This window comes from Streptomyces sp. NBC_01497 (assembly GCF_036250695.1).
In the GTDB taxonomy this organism is placed as follows: domain Bacteria; phylum Actinomycetota; class Actinomycetes; order Streptomycetales; family Streptomycetaceae; genus Streptomyces.
This window is the reverse complement of the sequence record NZ_CP109427.1, coordinates 6,541,320-6,557,475: the sequence shown is the minus strand read 5'-3', so window position 1 is coordinate 6,557,475 and position 16,156 is coordinate 6,541,320. Positions and strand designations below refer to the sequence as shown.

Below are 16,156 nucleotides of genomic sequence, written 5' to 3'. Positions count from 1 at the left end.
GGCCCGCGCCGGGCGCCGGGGTGCCGGCGCCGGCTGAGGTCAGGGCCTCGCGCGCACCATCCGCAGGACGAGGCCGGCGTAGAGGTCCCCGACCTCCTCGGGCGTCCTGCTGCCCGCGTCGCTGAACCACCGTGCCACGTCGATGCAGAGCGAGAGCACCGCGAGGGTGGTGCCGCCGACGTCCGGCACGTCGAACTCGCCGTCCCGCACGCCGTCCTCCAGGATCCTGCGCACCACGGCGTCGCTCTGCCGCCGCAGGGCGACGATCTCGGGGCGGTGTTCCGGGCCCAGCGCGTCGAGTTCGTACTGCACCACCCGGGCGGTGGTGTGCTGCTCCGCGTGCCAGCGCACAAACGCCCGTACGACCTCGGCCAGCCGCTCGGCCGAGGTGCCGCCGCCGGACTCGGCCCTGCGCAGGATCTCCAGGGCACGGTCGTGCCCGATCCTGCTGATCCGGTGCAGCAGTTCTTCCTTGGTCTTGTAGTGGATGTAGAGGGCGGCGGGGCTCATGCCGGCCCGGCCCGCGATGTCCCGTGTGGTGGTGGCGTGGTAGCCGCGCTCGGCGAACGCCTCGACGGCCGCGACCAGCAGCCTCCTGGCGGCCTCGGGCGAGACCTCGGCCCACGCGGCGCCGCCGCTCCCACCGTCGCCGTCGACCGATTCGGCCGTACGCATGGTTCGCCCCTTCCGTCCGGACACCGAACTGCCCTGGGGCAGGACGCACACCATACCCCGAGGGTGAGCAAGCGCTTAGGAAGGACCCGGGGCGCCCGGCAATCGAATGCGGGATTCGAAGCTGCAACGATTGACGCCCGGCTCCTTGACCGCTTCATGACACGAGGCCAAGATGATGATCCTTGACCCGGAGCGCAGCGCCGACCACGGACCGTTCCGACATCACCACACCATCTCCGAGGCCGGCACACCCAGGCGGGGGCTCCGCCGCCGCCGGAAGCGCGCCGGGAATTGTCAGGCGCATCTCGCGGAGAGGATCCACCCGTGGCATCAGCAGAACCGAACAGCGCGGCAACCCCCCAGCCGGCCGCAACTCCCTCACCCACCGCGAGCATCGCCGATCCGGGCGCCCTCGGGCTGGCCGCCTTCGCGATGACCACCTTCGTCCTGAGCACCTTCAACACCGGCCTGCTCAGCGACACGCTGGAGACCGTGGTGCTCCCGCTCGCCCTGTTCTACGGCGGCCTCGCCCAACTCCTCGCGGGTATGTGGGAGTTCCGCAGGGCCAACACCTTCGCGGCCACCGCGTTCAGCTCGTACGGCGCCTTCTGGCTCGCGTTCGCCTACTACATCTCCCACGTCGCGCCGAAGCTGCCGCCGGCCCACGCCTACCAGGCGACCGGCCTGTTCCTGCTGGCCTGGGCGATCTTCACGACCTACATGATCATCCCGGCGATGCGTACCAGCGGGGCGGTGCTGGCCGTGATCGCGCTGCTGGCGCTCACCTTCATCCTGCTGACCATCGGCGCGTTCGCGCAGTCGACGGGCATCGACAAGGTCGGCGGCTGGGCGGGGTACGTGACCGCGGCCGTCGCCTGGTACGCGTCCTGCGCGACAGTGGCCAACAGCACCTGGGCGAAGACCGTTCTGCCGGTGTGGCCGCTCGCCTGACATCCGTTCCGGGGCCGACGGGACATCACGCTCCGCCCGGCCCCGGACCAAGGCGGCACGACCGCGTCGACCAGTGCCCCGCCCCCGTGGCGGGGCACTGTCGTACCCCGGCCGGGCCGCACCGCGCTCAGAAGGCCGAAACCCCGGTCAGCGCACGGCCGATGATGAGCTTCTGGATCTGGCTGGTGCCTTCGTAGAGGGTCATCACCCGGGCGTCGCGCAGGAGTTTGCCGACCGGGTACTCGTCGATGTACCCGTAGCCGCCGAACACCTGGATCGCGTTGTTCGCGGCACGTACCGCGGCCTCCGACGCGAACAGTTTCGCCTTCGACGCGGCGGTGGCGAACTCCTCGCCCCGGTCGATGAGATCGGCCACCCGCCAGGTCAGCAGCCGGGCCGCGTCGACATCCACCGCCATGTCGCTGATGAGCTCCTGCACCAGTTGGTAGTGGGCGATGGTGGAGCCGAACTGCTCGCGCTCGCCCGCGTATCCGAGGGCCGCGTCGAGCGCGGCCTGGGCGATGCCCACACTGCCGGCGGCCACCGCCATCCGGCCCTTCGCCAGCGCGGACATGGCGATGGAGAACCCCTTGCCCTCAGGACCCAGCATCGCGGCCGACGGCACCCGCACCCCGTCGAGGGCCAGCTCCGCGGTGGCCTGGCCGCGCAGACCGAGCTTGCCGTGCAGCGTGCGGCGGCTCAGGCCCGGCGTCCCGGTGGGCACGAGGAAGGCGGAGATGCCGCGGTGGCCCGGTGTGTCGTTGGTGCGGGCGAACAGCAGGACCACATCGGCCCAGGTGCCGTTGGTGATGAACATCTTCGAGCCGTCGATGACCCAGTCGTCGCCGTCGCGCACCGCGCGCGTCGCGAGGTTGCCCGCGTCCGAGCCCGTGCCGGGCTCGGTGAGACCGAAGCAGCCGATGGCCTCACCCGAGGTGATCCGGGGCAGCCAGGCGCGCTTCTGCTCCTCGTCGCCCCACGCCAGGACCGTCTTGCCGACCAGGCCCAGGGAGACGGAGACGATGCCGCGCACGGACGAGTCGCCGCGCCCCAGCTCCTCGGTGACCAGGCAGTACGTCAGATGATCCCCGCCGGAGCCGCCGTACTCCTCGGGCACCGTCATCCCGAGCAGCCCGAGCGCGCCGAGCCGGGGGACGATCGCCCGGTCGACACTCTCCGCACGGTCCCACTCGACGACGTGCGGTGTGATCTCGCGCGCCACGAAGTCGCGCGCGAGGGCACGTATGTCGGACTGCTCCTCGCTCAGCTCCAGGTTCATGGTCGCGGGCTCCTTCGACGGACGGGGACGGTGAGCGGCACCGCCGACGGGGTCGCCCGCGATGCCGGAAAGTTAAATTAGCACTGCTAGTTTAATATGCGCAGGCCCTACTATGTGGGCCATGGCCCGACCGCGCAAGCCCCTGCTCAGCAGAGAACGCATCGTCGCCACGGCGAGCGCGCTGCTGGACGCCGAGGGCCTCGAAGCGGTCTCCACCCGGCGCCTCGCGGCGGAACTCGGAGTGAGCGGTCCCTCGCTCTACAACCACTTCCGCACCAAGGACGAGATCCTGGAGGCCGTGGCCGACACGGTGAGCGCGCAGGTCGACCTGTCGATGTTCGAGGAGCACGACAGCCGCGACTGGCGCACGGCACTGCGCGACTGGGCCTTCTCCTACCGGGCCGCGCTCGCTGACCATCCCCACCTGGTGCCCGTCCTCGCGCACGGCCCCGGCCGCCGGCCGGCCGGGCTGCGGATGGCGGACGCGGTCTTCGGCGCGATGGTCAGGGCGGGCTGGCCGCCCGCACAGGCGACCAGGATCGGCGCGTTGATGCGCTACTTCGTCACCGGCTCCGCGCTGTCGTCGTTCGCCCGGGGCTTCGTGGAGGACCGGGACGCGTACGACCCGGCCGACTACCCGCACCTGGGCCAGGCCCACCTGCTCGCGGAGCACCAGCGGCAGGTGGACGAGGGCGCCTTCCAGACCGGCCTGCGGGCGCTGATCGACGGCCTCGCCCAGGAGTACGCCCGGCGCGCCGGACGTCCCCCCGACCCGCTCTGAGCCCCGGCCGCCTCGGCATCGCCCCGAGCGTCGGGCGCCCGTTACACCCGCACGCCGGACGCCCGGCTCCCCGCTGGGTCCGGGCCTGACGCACCGGACGCCGCGACCGGTGCGTCAGGCCACCGCGGTGATCGCCCCGCAGAGGCCGGGCGCGGAACGGACCGCGCTGTCGGCCTCGGCGTCGGCGTCGGACCGGGGCAGCCTCGTGTGCCTGCCCGCGTTCGCGTGCGACGCCTTCCCCTTCGAGGCGAAGGCATCGGACAGCGCGCGCCCGGCCACGCTGGCGTCCGCCCTTTTCCCGCCGCGGGATCACCACGGCGGACAGGTCCCAGGCGGGACGCCCCGCACGCCCCGCGAGGCCCGCACGTCCCGCGAAGCCCGGAACCGGCCGCTCGGCACCGCGTGCACGGCAGCCGGCGCACAGCATCCAGGTCGTCCAGAACCGTCTAGAACACCACCAGCGCCCGCCCGCCGCGGCCCGCCAGCATCGCCTCGAAGGCCGCCGGGATGTCGTCGAGCGTGATGCGGTCCGTGACCATCAGGCCCAGGTCGAACCGGCCCGACGTGATGTGGTCGCCGATCACCGGCAGGTCCTTCGCCGGGTCGCTGTTGCCGTACACGCAGCCCGCGAGCGTCCGGCCCCAGGTGAAGATCTCCAGGGAGTTGAACGTCACCTGCTGGTCCTTGCCGCCGATGCCGACGACCGTCGTGCGGCCACCGCGCCGGGTGGAGTCCCAGGCCGTACGGATGGTGTCGCCGCGCCCCACGCACTCGACGGCCGCGTCCACGCCGCGGCCCCCCGTGAGCTTCCTGATGTCCTTGGCGGTGGTGGCGGAGGCGACGACGTACGAGGTGGCCCCCGCCGCCCGCGCCAGGTCCTCCTTGGCGGGTGAGACGTCCACCGCGACGATCTGAGCCGCGCCCGCGATCCGCGCCGCCTGGAGCACCGCGAGGCCGACCCCGCCCACACCGAACACGGCGACGCTCTCGCCCGCGCGCACCCGCGCGGCGTGGTGGACCGCGCCGTAGCCGGTGAGCACCGCGCAGCCGAGGAGCGCCGCGTCGGTGAGCACAACGCCCTTGGGCAGGGGCAGGACGCAGTTCGCGGCGACGACGGTCTCCTCCGCGAACGCCGCCACGTTCAGCCCCGGATGCAGATCGGTGCCGTCCGACGCCCGCGCGTGCACGGCGGACGCGCCCGCGAGCGCGTTCGCGCACAGCCACACCTCCCCCGCCGCGCAGGCGGGGCAGGCGCCGCAGGAGGGCGCCCAGTTCAGGACGACCTCGTCACCCGCCGTTATCCCCTGGACGCCCTCACCTGCAGAGACGACCGTGCCCGCGCCCTCGTGTCCGAGGACGGCGGGCACGGGCACGCGCATGGTGCCGTTCGACAGCGACAGGTCGGAGTGGCACACCCCGGCGGCGGCGAGGCGGACGCGCACCTGCCCGGGGCCCGGCTCCGGCAGGTCGATCTCGTCGATCCGCAGCGGTGCTCCTACGGCGGGCAGAACGGCGGCACGGGTCATGGGTGATGCCTCCTCGTCAGTGGGACGGCGGTTCGGGGCCGGGGGTCGGGGGTCGGGGGTCGGGGGTCGGGGACGGGCGGGGTCCCGGAGGGGGCCGGGGCCGGTATCGGCGGCGGCCGGGTGCTCAGAGCTGCAGGGACTTCGTCTGAAGGTACTCGTGCAGGCCGTACGTGCCCATCTCGCGGCCCACCCCGGACTGCTTGTAGCCGCCGAAGGGCGCGAGCGTGTTGAAGTCGCCGCCGTTGATGTCGACGCGTCCGGTGTCCATCCGGCGGGCGAAGGCGACGGCCTCCTCCTCGGTGTCCGCCCACACACCGCCGTGCAGGCCGTAGACCGTGTCGTTGGCGATCCGTACGGCGTCCTCCTCGTCCTCGTACCTGAGGACGGACAGCACGGGCCCGAAGATCTCCTCCTGCGCGATGGTCATGTCGCTGGTGACGTCGGCGAACAGGGTCGGCGCCACGAAGTAGCCGGTGGCGTGCGGCGCCTCGGTGCCGCCCGCGACCAGCCGCGCGCCCTCCTCGACGCCCTTGGCTATGTAACCCCGCACGCGCTCGCGCTGCTTGGCGCTGACGACCGGGCCGACCCGGGTGCCGGCTGCGGCCGGGTCGCCGACCGCGTACCCGGACAGGTCCCGGCGGGCCAGCTCGACGGCTTCCTCGTAGCGGTCGCTGTGCACCAGCATCCGGGTCCACGCGTAGCAGGTCTGGCCGGAGTTGGCCATCACATGGCCGACGCCCGCGGCGACGGCCCTCGGCAGGTCCGCGCTCGGGAGGATCACGTTGGCGGACTTGCCGCCGAGTTCCAGCGACACACTCTTGATCGCACCGCCGGCGAGAGCGCCGATCTTCCGGCCGACGGCGGTGGAACCGGTGAACGAGATGTGGTCGACGCCCTCGTGCTCCGCGAGTGCCTGCCCCGCGACGTGCCCGTACCCGGTGACCACGTTGACCACACCGGCCGGCAGCCCCGCCGCGTCCACACACTCCGCGAACAGCAGAGCGGTCAGCGGTGTGTCCTCGGCGGGTTTGAGGACGATCGTACAGCCGGCCGCGAGGGCGGGTGCCACCTTGCTGACGATCATGGACACCGGGTAGTTCCACGGGGTGATCGCGGCGACCACACCGACGGGTTCGAGCAGCACCGTCGAATTGGCGACCCGCTCCTCGAACGGATGGGTCGCGGCGAGCTCCGCGTAGGTGGCGAGCGCCGCGATCGGCGCCCTCGTCTGTACCCTCGCCGCGAACCGCGCGGGCGCGCCGAGTTCGGCGACCAGGGTCCGCGCGAACTCCTCCTCGCGGTCCACCATGGCGTCGTGCAGGGCGCCGAGGAAGGCTCCGCGCGCACCGGGCGGGGTGGCCGCCCAGCCGGGCAGTGCGGCGCGCGCCGCCCGTACGGCGGCGTCGACGTCCGCCGCCCCGCCGGCCGGGACCTCGGCGATGACCCGTTCGTCCGCCGGATTGATCACGGCGATCGTGTCGGACGTCCCGGCGGGCCGCCACCGCCCTCCGATGTACATACCGTCGTGTGCCTTCATCGACATCCTCCCCAGGACGGACGGCGTGGCCGGACGCGGGCGCGGGGCGCGGCATCCGGGACACAAACTAGCGGCGGTAGTTTTCCGGGCCAAGACCCAAGTGCACCGGGAGTGCGACGCGTTCGGGTGAACCCCGGGGCCCGGTTCGCGCACGCCTTCGGCGCCCCGGGCCACGTCGGCGGGCGTTGACGGGTGGAATCCTCTGGTGAACCATAGGATTGAAGGACCGAACGATCCTCACGAGGGAGTGGCGATGAGCGGCAGCGACGACGAGGACCGCGGCGGCAGGACCGGCGCCGGGCAGACGGGCAGGTCCGGCGCCGGCACCGGGCCTGCGAACGGCTACGCCGTCGAGCGGGCCAGGAAGGCAGCCGCCGGCCTCGACCACCTCACCGGTTTCGGCGGCGAGCACAGTTCCGAGGCCGTCCCTGGCGCCCTGCCCGTCGGCCGCAACTCCCCGCAGCGGGCGCCGTTCGGCCTGTACGCCGAGCAGTTGAGCGGCAGCGCCTTCACCGAACCGCGCGCCCGCAACCGCCGGTCCTGGCTCTACCGGATCCGGCCGTCCGCCGCGCACCCCGCGTACACCCGGATCGACAACGGGACGCTGACCGGGGCCCCGTTCACCGCGACCGAGCCCGACCCCAACCGGCTGCGCTGGGACCCGCTGCCAGACCCGGCGCCCGGCACCGACTTCCTCGCCGGGCTGTGGACGCTCGGCGGCAACGGCGACGCGAGTCGGCGTGTCGGCATGGCGATTCACCTCTACGCCGCCAACTCACCGATGAACGACCGGGTGTTCGGCGACGCCGACGGCGAACTGCTGATCGTCCCCGAGCAGGGCGGGCTGCTGCTGCGCACCGAGTTCGGGCTTCTCGCGGCGAGCCCCGGCGAGGTGGCGCTGATCCCGCGCGGTGTGCGCTTTCGGGTCGAGCCGCTGGACGCGACGGTGCGCGGGTACGTCTGCGAGAACTACGGCCAACCCTTCGAACTGCCGGAACTCGGCCCCATCGGCGCCAACGGGCTGGCCAACGCCCGGGACTTCAAGGCGCCCGTCGCGGCGTACGAGTCCGAGGAGCGAGCGGTGCGCGTGGTGCACAAGTTCTGCGGGAACCTCTGGGCCGCGGACTGCGACCACTCACCGCTCGATGTGGTCGCCTGGCACGGCAACCACCTGCCCTACGTCTACGACCTGCGGCGCTTCAACGTCATGGGGTCCCTCTCCTACGACCACCCGGACCCGTCGATCTTCACCGTGCTCACCTCGCCCTCGGACACACCGGGACTCGCGGGCGTGGACTTCGTGGTGTTCGCGCCGCGCTGGCTGGTGGGCGAGGACACGTTCCGGCCGCCGTACTTCCACCGCAACGTGATGAGCGAGTACATGGGCCTGGTGGAGGGCGCGTACGACGCGAAACGGGCCGGGGAGGGCGGGTTCGTGCCGGGCGGTGGCTCGCTGCACAACATGATGTCGGCGCACGGCCCGGACCGTGAGACCTACGAGCGGGCCAGTACGGCCGAGTTGCGGCCGCAGAAGATCGACGACGGCCTCGCGTTCATGTTCGAGACACGGTGGCCGATCACCGCGACGGCCCAGGCCGCGGCCGCGCCGCAGCTCCAGGGGGACTACGACCGGGTGTGGCGGGGCCTCGAACGCCACTTCCCGGCATGAGCGGCACCCGGCGCGGGGGCGTCGACCGCGGCGGCACGGGGCGGGACAGCCTCCCGGAGCGGGACGGAGCGGAGCCCGGTGACGCGGAGCGCGGCGACGCGGAGACCGATGGCCGGGACCAGGACGGCGCGGGGACCGGCGGTCCGTTCGGGGGCGAGGTGGTCGCCGGCGGCCCGGCCGCGGACGGCACGGCCAACGGCGGCCGGGACCGGAGCGAGTCGGCCGCCTTCGCGCCCGACTCGCTGGTACTCAACCGCAAGCTGCCCCTGTGGTACCAGGTCTCCCAGTCCCTGCGCGCCTCGATACTCGGCCGCCACCCGGGCGACCCGCTGCGGCTGCCCACCGAGGAGCGCCTCGCCGAGCACTACGGCGTCGGGGTCCTGACCATGCGCCAAGCCCTGAAGGAACTCGTCGGCGAGGGCCTCATCAGCAGGCACCGGCGGCACGGCACGTTCATCGAACCCGGCTCACGGCGCAGCGCCCCGCGCCGCCTGCTCGGCTCGGTGGACGCCGTGGTGGCGCAGCAGTCGGGCGACATGACGACGGTCCTCGGCCACGGACCCGCCAAAGTCACCGGAGAGTTGGCCGAATTCTTTCCTGATCTGGCCGAGATCGTCTCCTACACCCGCCTGCGCAGGGACCGCGAGAGCGGCGAGCCGGTGAGCTGGGCCCAGAACGCGGTCCGCCCCGAGGCCGCGGCGCACATCGACGTGGCCGCCCTGGCCGAGGCCCCGATGACCAAGGTGCTGCGTGACGCGGCGGGCGTCACGATCTCCCGGATCACCGACACGGTCCGGGCCACGCTGGCGGACCCGGTGACGGCGGAGCTGCTGGACGTTCCGCTGCTGAGCCCGATCCTGCATTACACCGGCGTGACGTACGACGAGCGGGGCCGGGTGGTCGACGTGGCCCGGATCCGCTACCGCGGCGACCGGTTCGCCTTCTCGGTGACCGTGCAGGCGTGATCCCCCGGGCCCGGCGCGGGCGAGGCGTCGCGGGAAGCCCCCCGGCACGGGCCACGGCTGCGGACGGCCCGGGCCCCGAGGTCCGGCGCCGGGCCCGCCCGCCGGCGGCCCGACGGCGTCCCGGAACGCCGCGCGGCACGGGTCGTTACGCTTTTCGGGGGACAGCGACTCACGCGCCCGGGAAGCTACCGAGGAGGAGGGGGTACGGGTGGCCGAGAAGAGCGCCGCACCCGCCGGGACTCCGCTGCTCGCCGACCTGATGCCGTGGTCGGTGGCGCCGTTGCGGTTCGGCAGGACCTGGGTACTGGCCCCCGACGCGACCTCGCTCGCGGCGCGCTGGGACCGGCTCGTACGGGCCGAGGGCGCCGAGCGGGACGCCCTCTTCGCACCGAGCCGCGCCCGTACGCAAGCCACGGCGGTGGCCGCGCTGCCCGGCGGCGCGCGGCGTACCGGGCGTTTCGCCCGCGAGTCGGGACCCTGCCCGGAGCCGCTGCGCATCACCCACGGCCCGTTCGACGAGCAGTGGCTGATCCCCGACCACCGGCTGATCGACGCGGCCCGCCCCGAGTTGTGGCGCGTCGCTGACGAGCGGCAGGTCTTCGCGGTGGAACAGGGGTACGTCGCCGGGCCGGCGGGCCCGGCGCTGCTGCTGTCGGCGCCGCTGCCGGACGGCCGCTCCCCCGCGGGCCGGCCGGGCCGCATCCGGCCGCTGTACCGCAGGCCCGGCGGCGTGGAACCGAACCTCGCCCCGGGCCTCACCGCGCTGCTCTCGACGCGGTACGGCCACGATGTCGGCGCGGGCGACGTGCTGGCCTGGAGCACCGCGGCGGCGCTCCAGGCAGCGGGCGGCTGCGCCGTCCCGCTGCCCGCCGACCCGGCACTGTGGGCCGAGGGCGTGGCCCTGGGCGCCGAACTGGCGCGGATCCAGCTGCGCGGCGCGCGCGGGGGCGAGCGGCCGAGGCTGCCGGGCGGGCGGCGGCCCTATGTCCGCGCGGCGCCGCCCGCGCGGCCGGAGGGCCTCGCGTACACACCCGAGGACGAGACGCTGCACCTGGGCGGCTCCGGCCGGATCTCGCCCGTGCCCGAGGAGGCGTGGGCCTACCGGGTGGCCGGGGTCCGCGTCCTGGAGCTGTGGTTCGAGCGGCGCGCGGCGCGGGCGGAGGCCGGGTCGCTGGACGCCGTGGCCCCGGCGGTATGGCCGCAGGCCTGGACCTCGGAGCTGCTGGAGCTGATCGCGGTCCTCGCACTGCTGGCCCGGCTGGCGCCCCGGCAGGAGGAGGTGCGCGGCGCGTGCGCCGCGGCGGCGGCTGCGGGCGCGACCCTCGACCGGGCGGCGCTGCGGGCGGCGGGCGTCCTTCCGGTGCCGACGGCGGCGCGGCGGCCCGCATCGGTGTTCGACCACCACGAGGAGGGCCCGGAGGGGCAGTTCGCGCTGATCTGAGCGGCGGCGGGCTCGCGGGTCGACGCGGCGGCGGTGAGACGAAGGGGCCGGTCGTGCGGCTCTTCGCGGGCACGGCGACAGCGCGGGGTCACACCGGTCCGGGCCGCGACGGCCGGTGGCACGGCACGGGACGGGTGCGGGACGCAGGGACACGGGGCGGCCCGTGAACGGGCGCCGGGCCCGCGTGCACGTCCGGGTCGGGCCGGGAACCACCGGCACGTGCACAGGTACGGGTACAGAACAGGTACGGGCACGGATACAGCGGGCAGGCGGCCCCGGCGCCAACAGCGTGCCGGGTGCCCAGCGGAGCCTGGCGGGCCGTCCGTGACGACGGGCCCGCAGGCAGGTCACTCAGCCGCGGTTGCCGAACAGGGAGCGGCGCAGCCGCCGCAGAGGCGCGAACAGCGAGACCCTGGCGCTCTTGCGCTGGTGGGTCCGCGCGTGGTCGTGCGAGGTGAGCTCACGCATGAGCAGCGTCGCCTCCGCCGCCTCCCGCTGGGGCACGGCTGGACCGCCGAGCACCGACAGATGGCGGTCGAGGCGCGAACTGCTCGCGCTCGTCCCGCACGTGATCGCAGGGACTCGCGCCCTGCTGTGCGCCGTTATCTGCTTCATCTCACTCCCCACCCGTACGACTGGGCCCGGCCCCGGGCAGATTAACCCTATCGCTACGCCATGACACCCGTGTATCCCGTCTCGGGCGTGAACCACACTCGTACGAGTTGCGTTGGCGGTCGCCCTGCTCCACCTATTTCAGGGCGAGTTGGACAGTTCGACCGCCAACTCCCGGCAGGATGCCCGGTTCATGGCGTTACGCGCGAGATCGCCCTCCGAAGGACGTCTGCGCGCACGCCGGGACGGGCGTCAGGACGGCGTCGAGAACGGCGCCCGGGCGCACCTCAGGACGCGGCGGCAGTGAAGACCGGCAGGTATCCGCCGGACTGCCCCGCGGCCGTGGGGTGGTAGGACTCCCCGAGGTCGAGGAGGTTCACGCTGTGCAGCCAGGCGGTGCCGCTGGAGCAGATCTCGTGCCCCGTGAACGCCTGGGTGACGTCGGCGAAGGTGAAGCCGTGGTCGGCCGCGCGCTTGGCCGTCACCGAGTTGAGGTGGTCGGCGGCGCTGTTGATGGCCGACCGCTCGGCTTCGCTGAGCCCGACCACGCACGAACCGTTCAGCTCGTAGAAGCGCGGGTAGCCGACGACGACGACATGGGCGTTGGGCGCCTTGGCCCTGATGTCGGCGTAGACGGTGTCGAGCCTGCCGGGGAGCGTGTTGTCGACAAAGGCATTGGCGGTGGCGATGCCGCTGAGACAGGTGGCCTGTGACTTGAGGACACATGTCGTCATGACATCGGAGAATCCCGCGTCGTTGCCGCCGACGGTGATCGAGACGAGGTCGGTGGCGGAGGTCAGCGGCGTGAGCTGCTTGCCCGTGACATCACCCGTAAGGGCGCCGGAACAGGCGAGGGAGGTGAAGGTGGCCGGCGCGTGCGCGGCGGCCCACAGGGCGGGGTAGGCGTGGGGGCTGCGGTCGCAGGAACCGCTGGCGCTGTCGTAGTCGCCGGAGCCGACTCCGGAGGAGTACGAGTCGCCGAGCGCGACGTAGTCGGTGCCCGCGGCCGGTGCGGCCTGGGCCGCCGCCGCGCCGGTGAGGGTGAGCGCGAGGCCCGCGGCCAGAGCGGACGCGAGCGCCACGAGTCTGGGCCGCCGGGAACGTGGGGTGGTACGGGTCAGTTTCATGGAACCTCCCATAACAGTTCTTGCCGCCACTCAGCGGTGTACCGCCGTCAACTGTGGTACCAGTACACCCACTTCATCGGAAGTGGACATGACAGAAAACTGTCCGTCCGCCGACCGGCCGCCGAACGCCCGGACCCCGTAGCGTAGATATCGGACGTTCCGCCGTGACGCAGAAACGCTGTGGCGCGTGGGGCTGATGGGACAGAAAAAAACACGCGGGACGCAATACGCGACAGAAGTCGACTGGTCCTTTGCGGATTCGACCGGCGAAGAACGGCCAATGTACGGAAAAGGCAAGCCCCCCTCCGGGTCTTGCCATACAGTCCCTTTCGTCAATACCGTCGTACATCCACCTGCATCGATCCTTGATGTACACCGGCCAAAGGGGAGGGCTCGGGCGCCGGAGGGATCGTTGCGGGGCGCGGTAGGGGGGTGCCGTGCTCGGTGTCCACGGCCGGTTCGTTCCGGTCGTGAACAGCGCCGAGTCGCGTGCCGCGCGCGGCAAGTTCTACCAGCTCAGCAGGGTGCACGGAGTTCGCTCCGGCATGCCCGGGCTGAGAACCCCCCTTTCGAACCGGAAACTCAGCCGGACTGCCCGGGGGCGGGCGGTCCGCCGGACGAGAGGGAAAACAACTCGTGAGCTCCATTCTGCGCCCGGCCGTTCCGGGCCTCGATCGGTTAACTTCACCTCGCCGCAATGCCGAGGGGTACCGGCCGATCTCGTCCCATCTCGCGATCGCCCCGCCCGTCAGCGTGGTCATCCCGGCCATGAACGAGGCGGAGAACCTTCCGTACGTATTCAAGACACTGCCCGACTGGATTCACGAAGTCGTCCTCGTCGACGGCAATTCCACCGACGACACGGTCGCGGTCGCCGAACGGCTGTGGCCGGGCGTCAAGGTCGTCGGGCAGCAGGGCAGGGGCAAGGGGGATGCCCTGATCAGCGGCTTCGCGGCCTGCACGGGCGACATCATCGTGATGGTCGACGCGGACGGCTCCGCCGACGGCCAGGAGATCGTGAGCTACGTGTCGGCGCTCGTCTCGGGCGCGGACTTCGCCAAGGGATCGCGCTTCGCCAACGGCGGCGGGACGGACGACATGACCTTCGTCCGCAAGCTCGGCAACCGCGTCCTGTGCGCCACGGTCAACGCCAAGTTCGGCGCGAGATACACCGACCTCTGCTACGGGTACAACGCGTTCTGGCGCCACTGCCTGGACGCGATCACCCTGGACTGCACCGGCTTCGAAGTGGAGACCCTGATGAACATCCGGGTCGTCAAGGCGGGCCTCAAGGTGCAGGAGATACCGAGCCACGAGTACGACCGCATCCACGGCGTCTCCAACCTGCGTGCGGTCCGCGACGGGCTCAGGGTGCTCAAGGTGATCTTCAAGGAGAAGGGCGTGCCGCGCTCGGGCCGCCGCTGGACGGGCAGGCCCGACGCGTTCGGCAGGACACCGATCGGCAAGGTCCCGCTCGGACTCGTGCCGTCCCCGCTGGTCCCGTCCGCGCTCACCGACGCGCCGCTCGGGGAGGCTCCGTGAGCGAGGGCCGGCGCGCGTACTCGGTGGTGATCTGCGTCTACACCGAGGAGCGCTGGGCGGACATCCTCGCGGCGGTCGAGTCGGTGCGCGGGCAGTCGCCGGCCCCGCTGGAGACGCTGCTCGTGGTGGACCACAACGAGGCGCTGCGGGCGCGGCTGACCGCCGAGTTCGCCCCGGCGCGGGGGGTGCGGGTGCTCGCGAACGCGGGCCCCCGCGGCCTGTCCGCGGGCCGCAACACCGGGGTGGCGGCGGCGCGCGGCGAGATCGTCGCGTTCCTCGACGACGACGCCGTCGCCCAGCCGGGCTGGCTGCGCCACTTCAACCAGGCGTACGACGACGACAGGGTCCTCGCGGTCGGCGGCAGGACGCTGCCCCTGTGGGCGTCGGGGCGGCGGCCCCGCTGGTTCCCGGAGGAGTTCGACTGGATTGTCGGCTGCACGTACCGGGGCCTGCCCGCCGGCCGGGTACGGGTGCGCAACGTGCTCGGCGGCAACGCGTCCTTCAGGCGTACGGCGTTCGACGCGGCCGGCGGGTTCGCGACGGGCATCGGACGCGACGGCGACCGGCGGCCGCTCGGCTGCGAGGAGACCGAACTGTGCATCCGCGTCGCGCGCGCGGTGCCCGGCGCGGTGCTCCTGATCGACGACCGGTCGGTCATCCACCACAAGGTGCCCCGCGCACGGGAGGCGTTCGGCTACTTCCGTACCCGCGCGTACGCGGAGGGCCTGTCGAAGGCGCTCGTCGCCCGCAGTGTCGGCACGGCCAAGGGCCTGGAGTCCGAACGCCGTTACACGACTCGCACGCTGCCCGCCGGGATCCTGCGGGGGCTGCGCGACGCGGCACTCGGGCGGCCGGGCGGCGCGCGGCGGGCCGCGGCGATCGTCGTCGGGGCCCTGACCACGGCGGGGGGTTACGCCGTGGGCCGGGTCCGCACCCGGGGCGGCGCGGTCGCGTTCTCCTCGGGGCCCATCGTGCCGCTCGCCGTGGCCGCGACGCCGGGAGCGGCCGGTGCGGGCGGGGCACCGGGCCCGGTCGAGGCGCCGCGTGCGGGCGGGGCGCCCCTGGGGGCCCCGGCCGGTGGGGCGGGGGCCGCATGACGGCCCCCGCGGCGAGCGCCGTGACCTCGCGGGCCGCGCCGGCCGCGGGTGACGGCACCGTGCCGATCCTGATGTACCACGCGGTCGCGCACGAACCGTCCCCGGCCGCCCGCGCGCTGTCGGTGACGCCCCGCGCGTTCGCCGCGCAGATGGCGCTGCTCGCCCGGCGCGGCAGGACGCCGCTCACCACGGCCGCCCTGGGCGAGGCGTGGCGGCGGGGCGTCGCCCTGCCGCCCCGCCCGGTCCTGATCACCTTCGACGACGGGTACGAGGGCGTGCACCGGCACGCCCTGCCGGTCCTGGCCGCACACGGTTTCGCCGCGACGGTGTTCGTGTCGACGGGGTGGCTGCGCGGCAGGCCGGGGCCCGGTGGCGCGCCGGACACGACGCTCGACTGGGACCAGGTGCGCGAACTGGCTTCGGCGGGTGTCGAGATCGGCGGGCACAGCCACTCGCATCCCCAGCTCGACCAGTTGTCGAAAGGACGGCTGGTGACCGAGGTCGAGCGCTGCCGGGAGATCACGGCGCAGGAGACGGGGACGGCGCCGGTGTCGTTCGCGTACCCCTTCGGCTACTCGGACCGCAGGGTCCGCCACGTGGTACGGGAGGCGGGCTTCACCCAGTCGCTCGCCGTGCGTAACGCGTCGGCGCACCGGGGCCAGGGGCCCTACGCGCTGGCCCGGCTGACGGTGCGGCGCGCGACGGGCATCGAGGAGTTCGGCCGGCTGATCGAAGGGAAGGGTGTCGGCCGGACGTTCGCCGCGGACCGGGCACTGACGAAGGGATACGCGCTGGTGCGCAGGGCCCGGGCGGCGACACGCGCGGTGCGCGGGTGACGTCGGCGGTCCGCGGGCCGGGCGCGTGCGAGGGCACCGGCCTGGGCACCGGCCCGCGGACCGCCCCGGCGACGGGACCGCGGACGTGACAAAAGTCCGTGCGTGGGCCTGCCGGGTG

15 protein-coding genes are annotated in these 16,156 nt (G+C 73.2%); 8 read left to right on the top strand and 7 right to left on the bottom strand.

Annotated features, from left to right (window positions below; translation table 11 throughout):
- Positions 1–39 precede the first annotated feature (39 nt).
- Entirely contained in the window at positions 40–675 is a 636-nt protein-coding gene (locus OG310_RS27700; RefSeq protein WP_329458574.1) for a TetR/AcrR family transcriptional regulator, read from the bottom strand.
- 324 nt (positions 676–999) lie between these two features.
- Here OG310_RS27700 and OG310_RS27695 point away from each other — a divergent pair, with 324 nt between their 5' ends.
- Positions 1,000–1,626 carry an acetate uptake transporter gene (locus OG310_RS27695; protein ID WP_329458573.1) on the top strand — a complete coding sequence of 209 codons (627 nt, stop codon included), beginning with the start codon at positions 1,000–1,002 and terminating at the stop codon, positions 1,624–1,626.
- Between the two features lie 127 nt (positions 1,627–1,753).
- On the opposite strand, the gene OG310_RS27690 is transcribed toward OG310_RS27695, so the two are convergent.
- Positions 1,754–2,905, bottom strand: coding sequence for an acyl-CoA dehydrogenase family protein (locus OG310_RS27690; RefSeq protein ID WP_329458572.1), 1,152 nt, complete (start codon positions 2,903–2,905; stop codon positions 1,754–1,756).
- A 121-nt stretch (positions 2,906–3,026) separates the two neighbouring features.
- Between OG310_RS27690 and OG310_RS27685 the strand changes: the two genes are divergently transcribed.
- Positions 3,027–3,686, top strand: coding sequence for a TetR/AcrR family transcriptional regulator (locus OG310_RS27685; RefSeq protein WP_329458571.1), 660 nt, complete (start codon positions 3,027–3,029; stop codon positions 3,684–3,686).
- Positions 3,687–3,800: 114 nt separating this feature from the next.
- Here OG310_RS27685 and OG310_RS27680 read toward each other — a convergent pair whose 3' ends face one another.
- The 3 genes from OG310_RS27680 to OG310_RS27670 form a co-directional block, all read right to left on the bottom strand.
- Positions 3,801–3,965, bottom strand: a complete 165-nt coding sequence (locus OG310_RS27680) for a hypothetical protein (protein WP_329458570.1) — start codon at positions 3,963–3,965, stop codon at positions 3,801–3,803.
- A gap of 167 nt (positions 3,966–4,132) precedes the next feature.
- Positions 4,133–5,212, bottom strand: a complete 1,080-nt coding sequence (locus OG310_RS27675) for a zinc-binding dehydrogenase (RefSeq protein WP_329458569.1) — start codon at positions 5,210–5,212, stop codon at positions 4,133–4,135.
- Between the two features lie 124 nt (positions 5,213–5,336).
- A complete protein-coding gene (locus tag OG310_RS27670) occupies positions 5,337–6,749 on the bottom strand; it encodes an aldehyde dehydrogenase family protein (protein WP_329458568.1) in 1,413 nt (470 codons plus the stop codon).
- Between the two features lie 253 nt (positions 6,750–7,002).
- Between OG310_RS27670 and hmgA the strand changes: the two genes are divergently transcribed.
- From hmgA to OG310_RS27655, 3 genes are all read left to right on the top strand, one after another.
- Positions 7,003–8,418, top strand: coding sequence for a homogentisate 1,2-dioxygenase (gene hmgA / locus OG310_RS27665; protein ID WP_329458567.1), 1,416 nt, complete (start codon positions 7,003–7,005; stop codon positions 8,416–8,418).
- A complete protein-coding gene (locus OG310_RS27660) occupies positions 8,415–9,383 on the top strand; it encodes a GntR family transcriptional regulator (protein ID WP_443078743.1) in 969 nt (322 codons plus the stop codon). The genes hmgA and OG310_RS27660 overlap by 4 nt, the downstream gene beginning before the upstream one ends.
- Before the next feature lie 259 nt (positions 9,384–9,642).
- Positions 9,643–10,824, top strand: a complete 1,182-nt coding sequence (locus OG310_RS27655; RefSeq protein ID WP_329460419.1) for a type ISP restriction/modification enzyme — start codon at positions 9,643–9,645, stop codon at positions 10,822–10,824.
- 351 nt (positions 10,825–11,175) lie between these two features.
- Here OG310_RS27655 and OG310_RS27650 read toward each other — a convergent pair whose 3' ends face one another.
- Positions 11,176–11,439: a hypothetical protein gene (locus OG310_RS27650; protein WP_329458566.1), complete on the bottom strand. Its 264-nt coding sequence runs from the start codon at positions 11,437–11,439 to the stop codon at positions 11,176–11,178.
- 284 nt (positions 11,440–11,723) lie between these two features.
- A complete protein-coding gene (locus tag OG310_RS27645; protein ID WP_329458565.1) occupies positions 11,724–12,563 on the bottom strand; it encodes an SGNH/GDSL hydrolase family protein in 840 nt (279 codons plus the stop codon).
- Positions 12,564–13,199: 636 nt separating this feature from the next.
- Here OG310_RS27645 and OG310_RS27640 point away from each other — a divergent pair.
- From OG310_RS27640 to OG310_RS27630, 3 genes are read left to right on the top strand one after another with little or no spacing between them, the layout of a single operon-like run.
- Positions 13,200–14,105, top strand: coding sequence for a glycosyltransferase family 2 protein (locus OG310_RS27640; protein ID WP_443078742.1), 906 nt, complete (start codon positions 13,200–13,202; stop codon positions 14,103–14,105).
- Entirely contained in the window at positions 14,102–15,202 is a 1,101-nt protein-coding gene (locus OG310_RS27635; protein WP_329458564.1) for a glycosyltransferase family 2 protein, read from the top strand. The genes OG310_RS27640 and OG310_RS27635 overlap by 4 nt, the downstream gene beginning before the upstream one ends.
- Positions 15,199–16,038 carry a polysaccharide deacetylase family protein gene (locus OG310_RS27630; RefSeq protein WP_329458563.1) on the top strand — a complete coding sequence of 280 codons (840 nt, stop codon included), beginning with the start codon at positions 15,199–15,201 and terminating at the stop codon, positions 16,036–16,038. Before OG310_RS27635 ends, OG310_RS27630 begins: the two co-directional genes overlap by 4 nt.
- Positions 16,039–16,156: the final 118 nt, after the last annotated feature.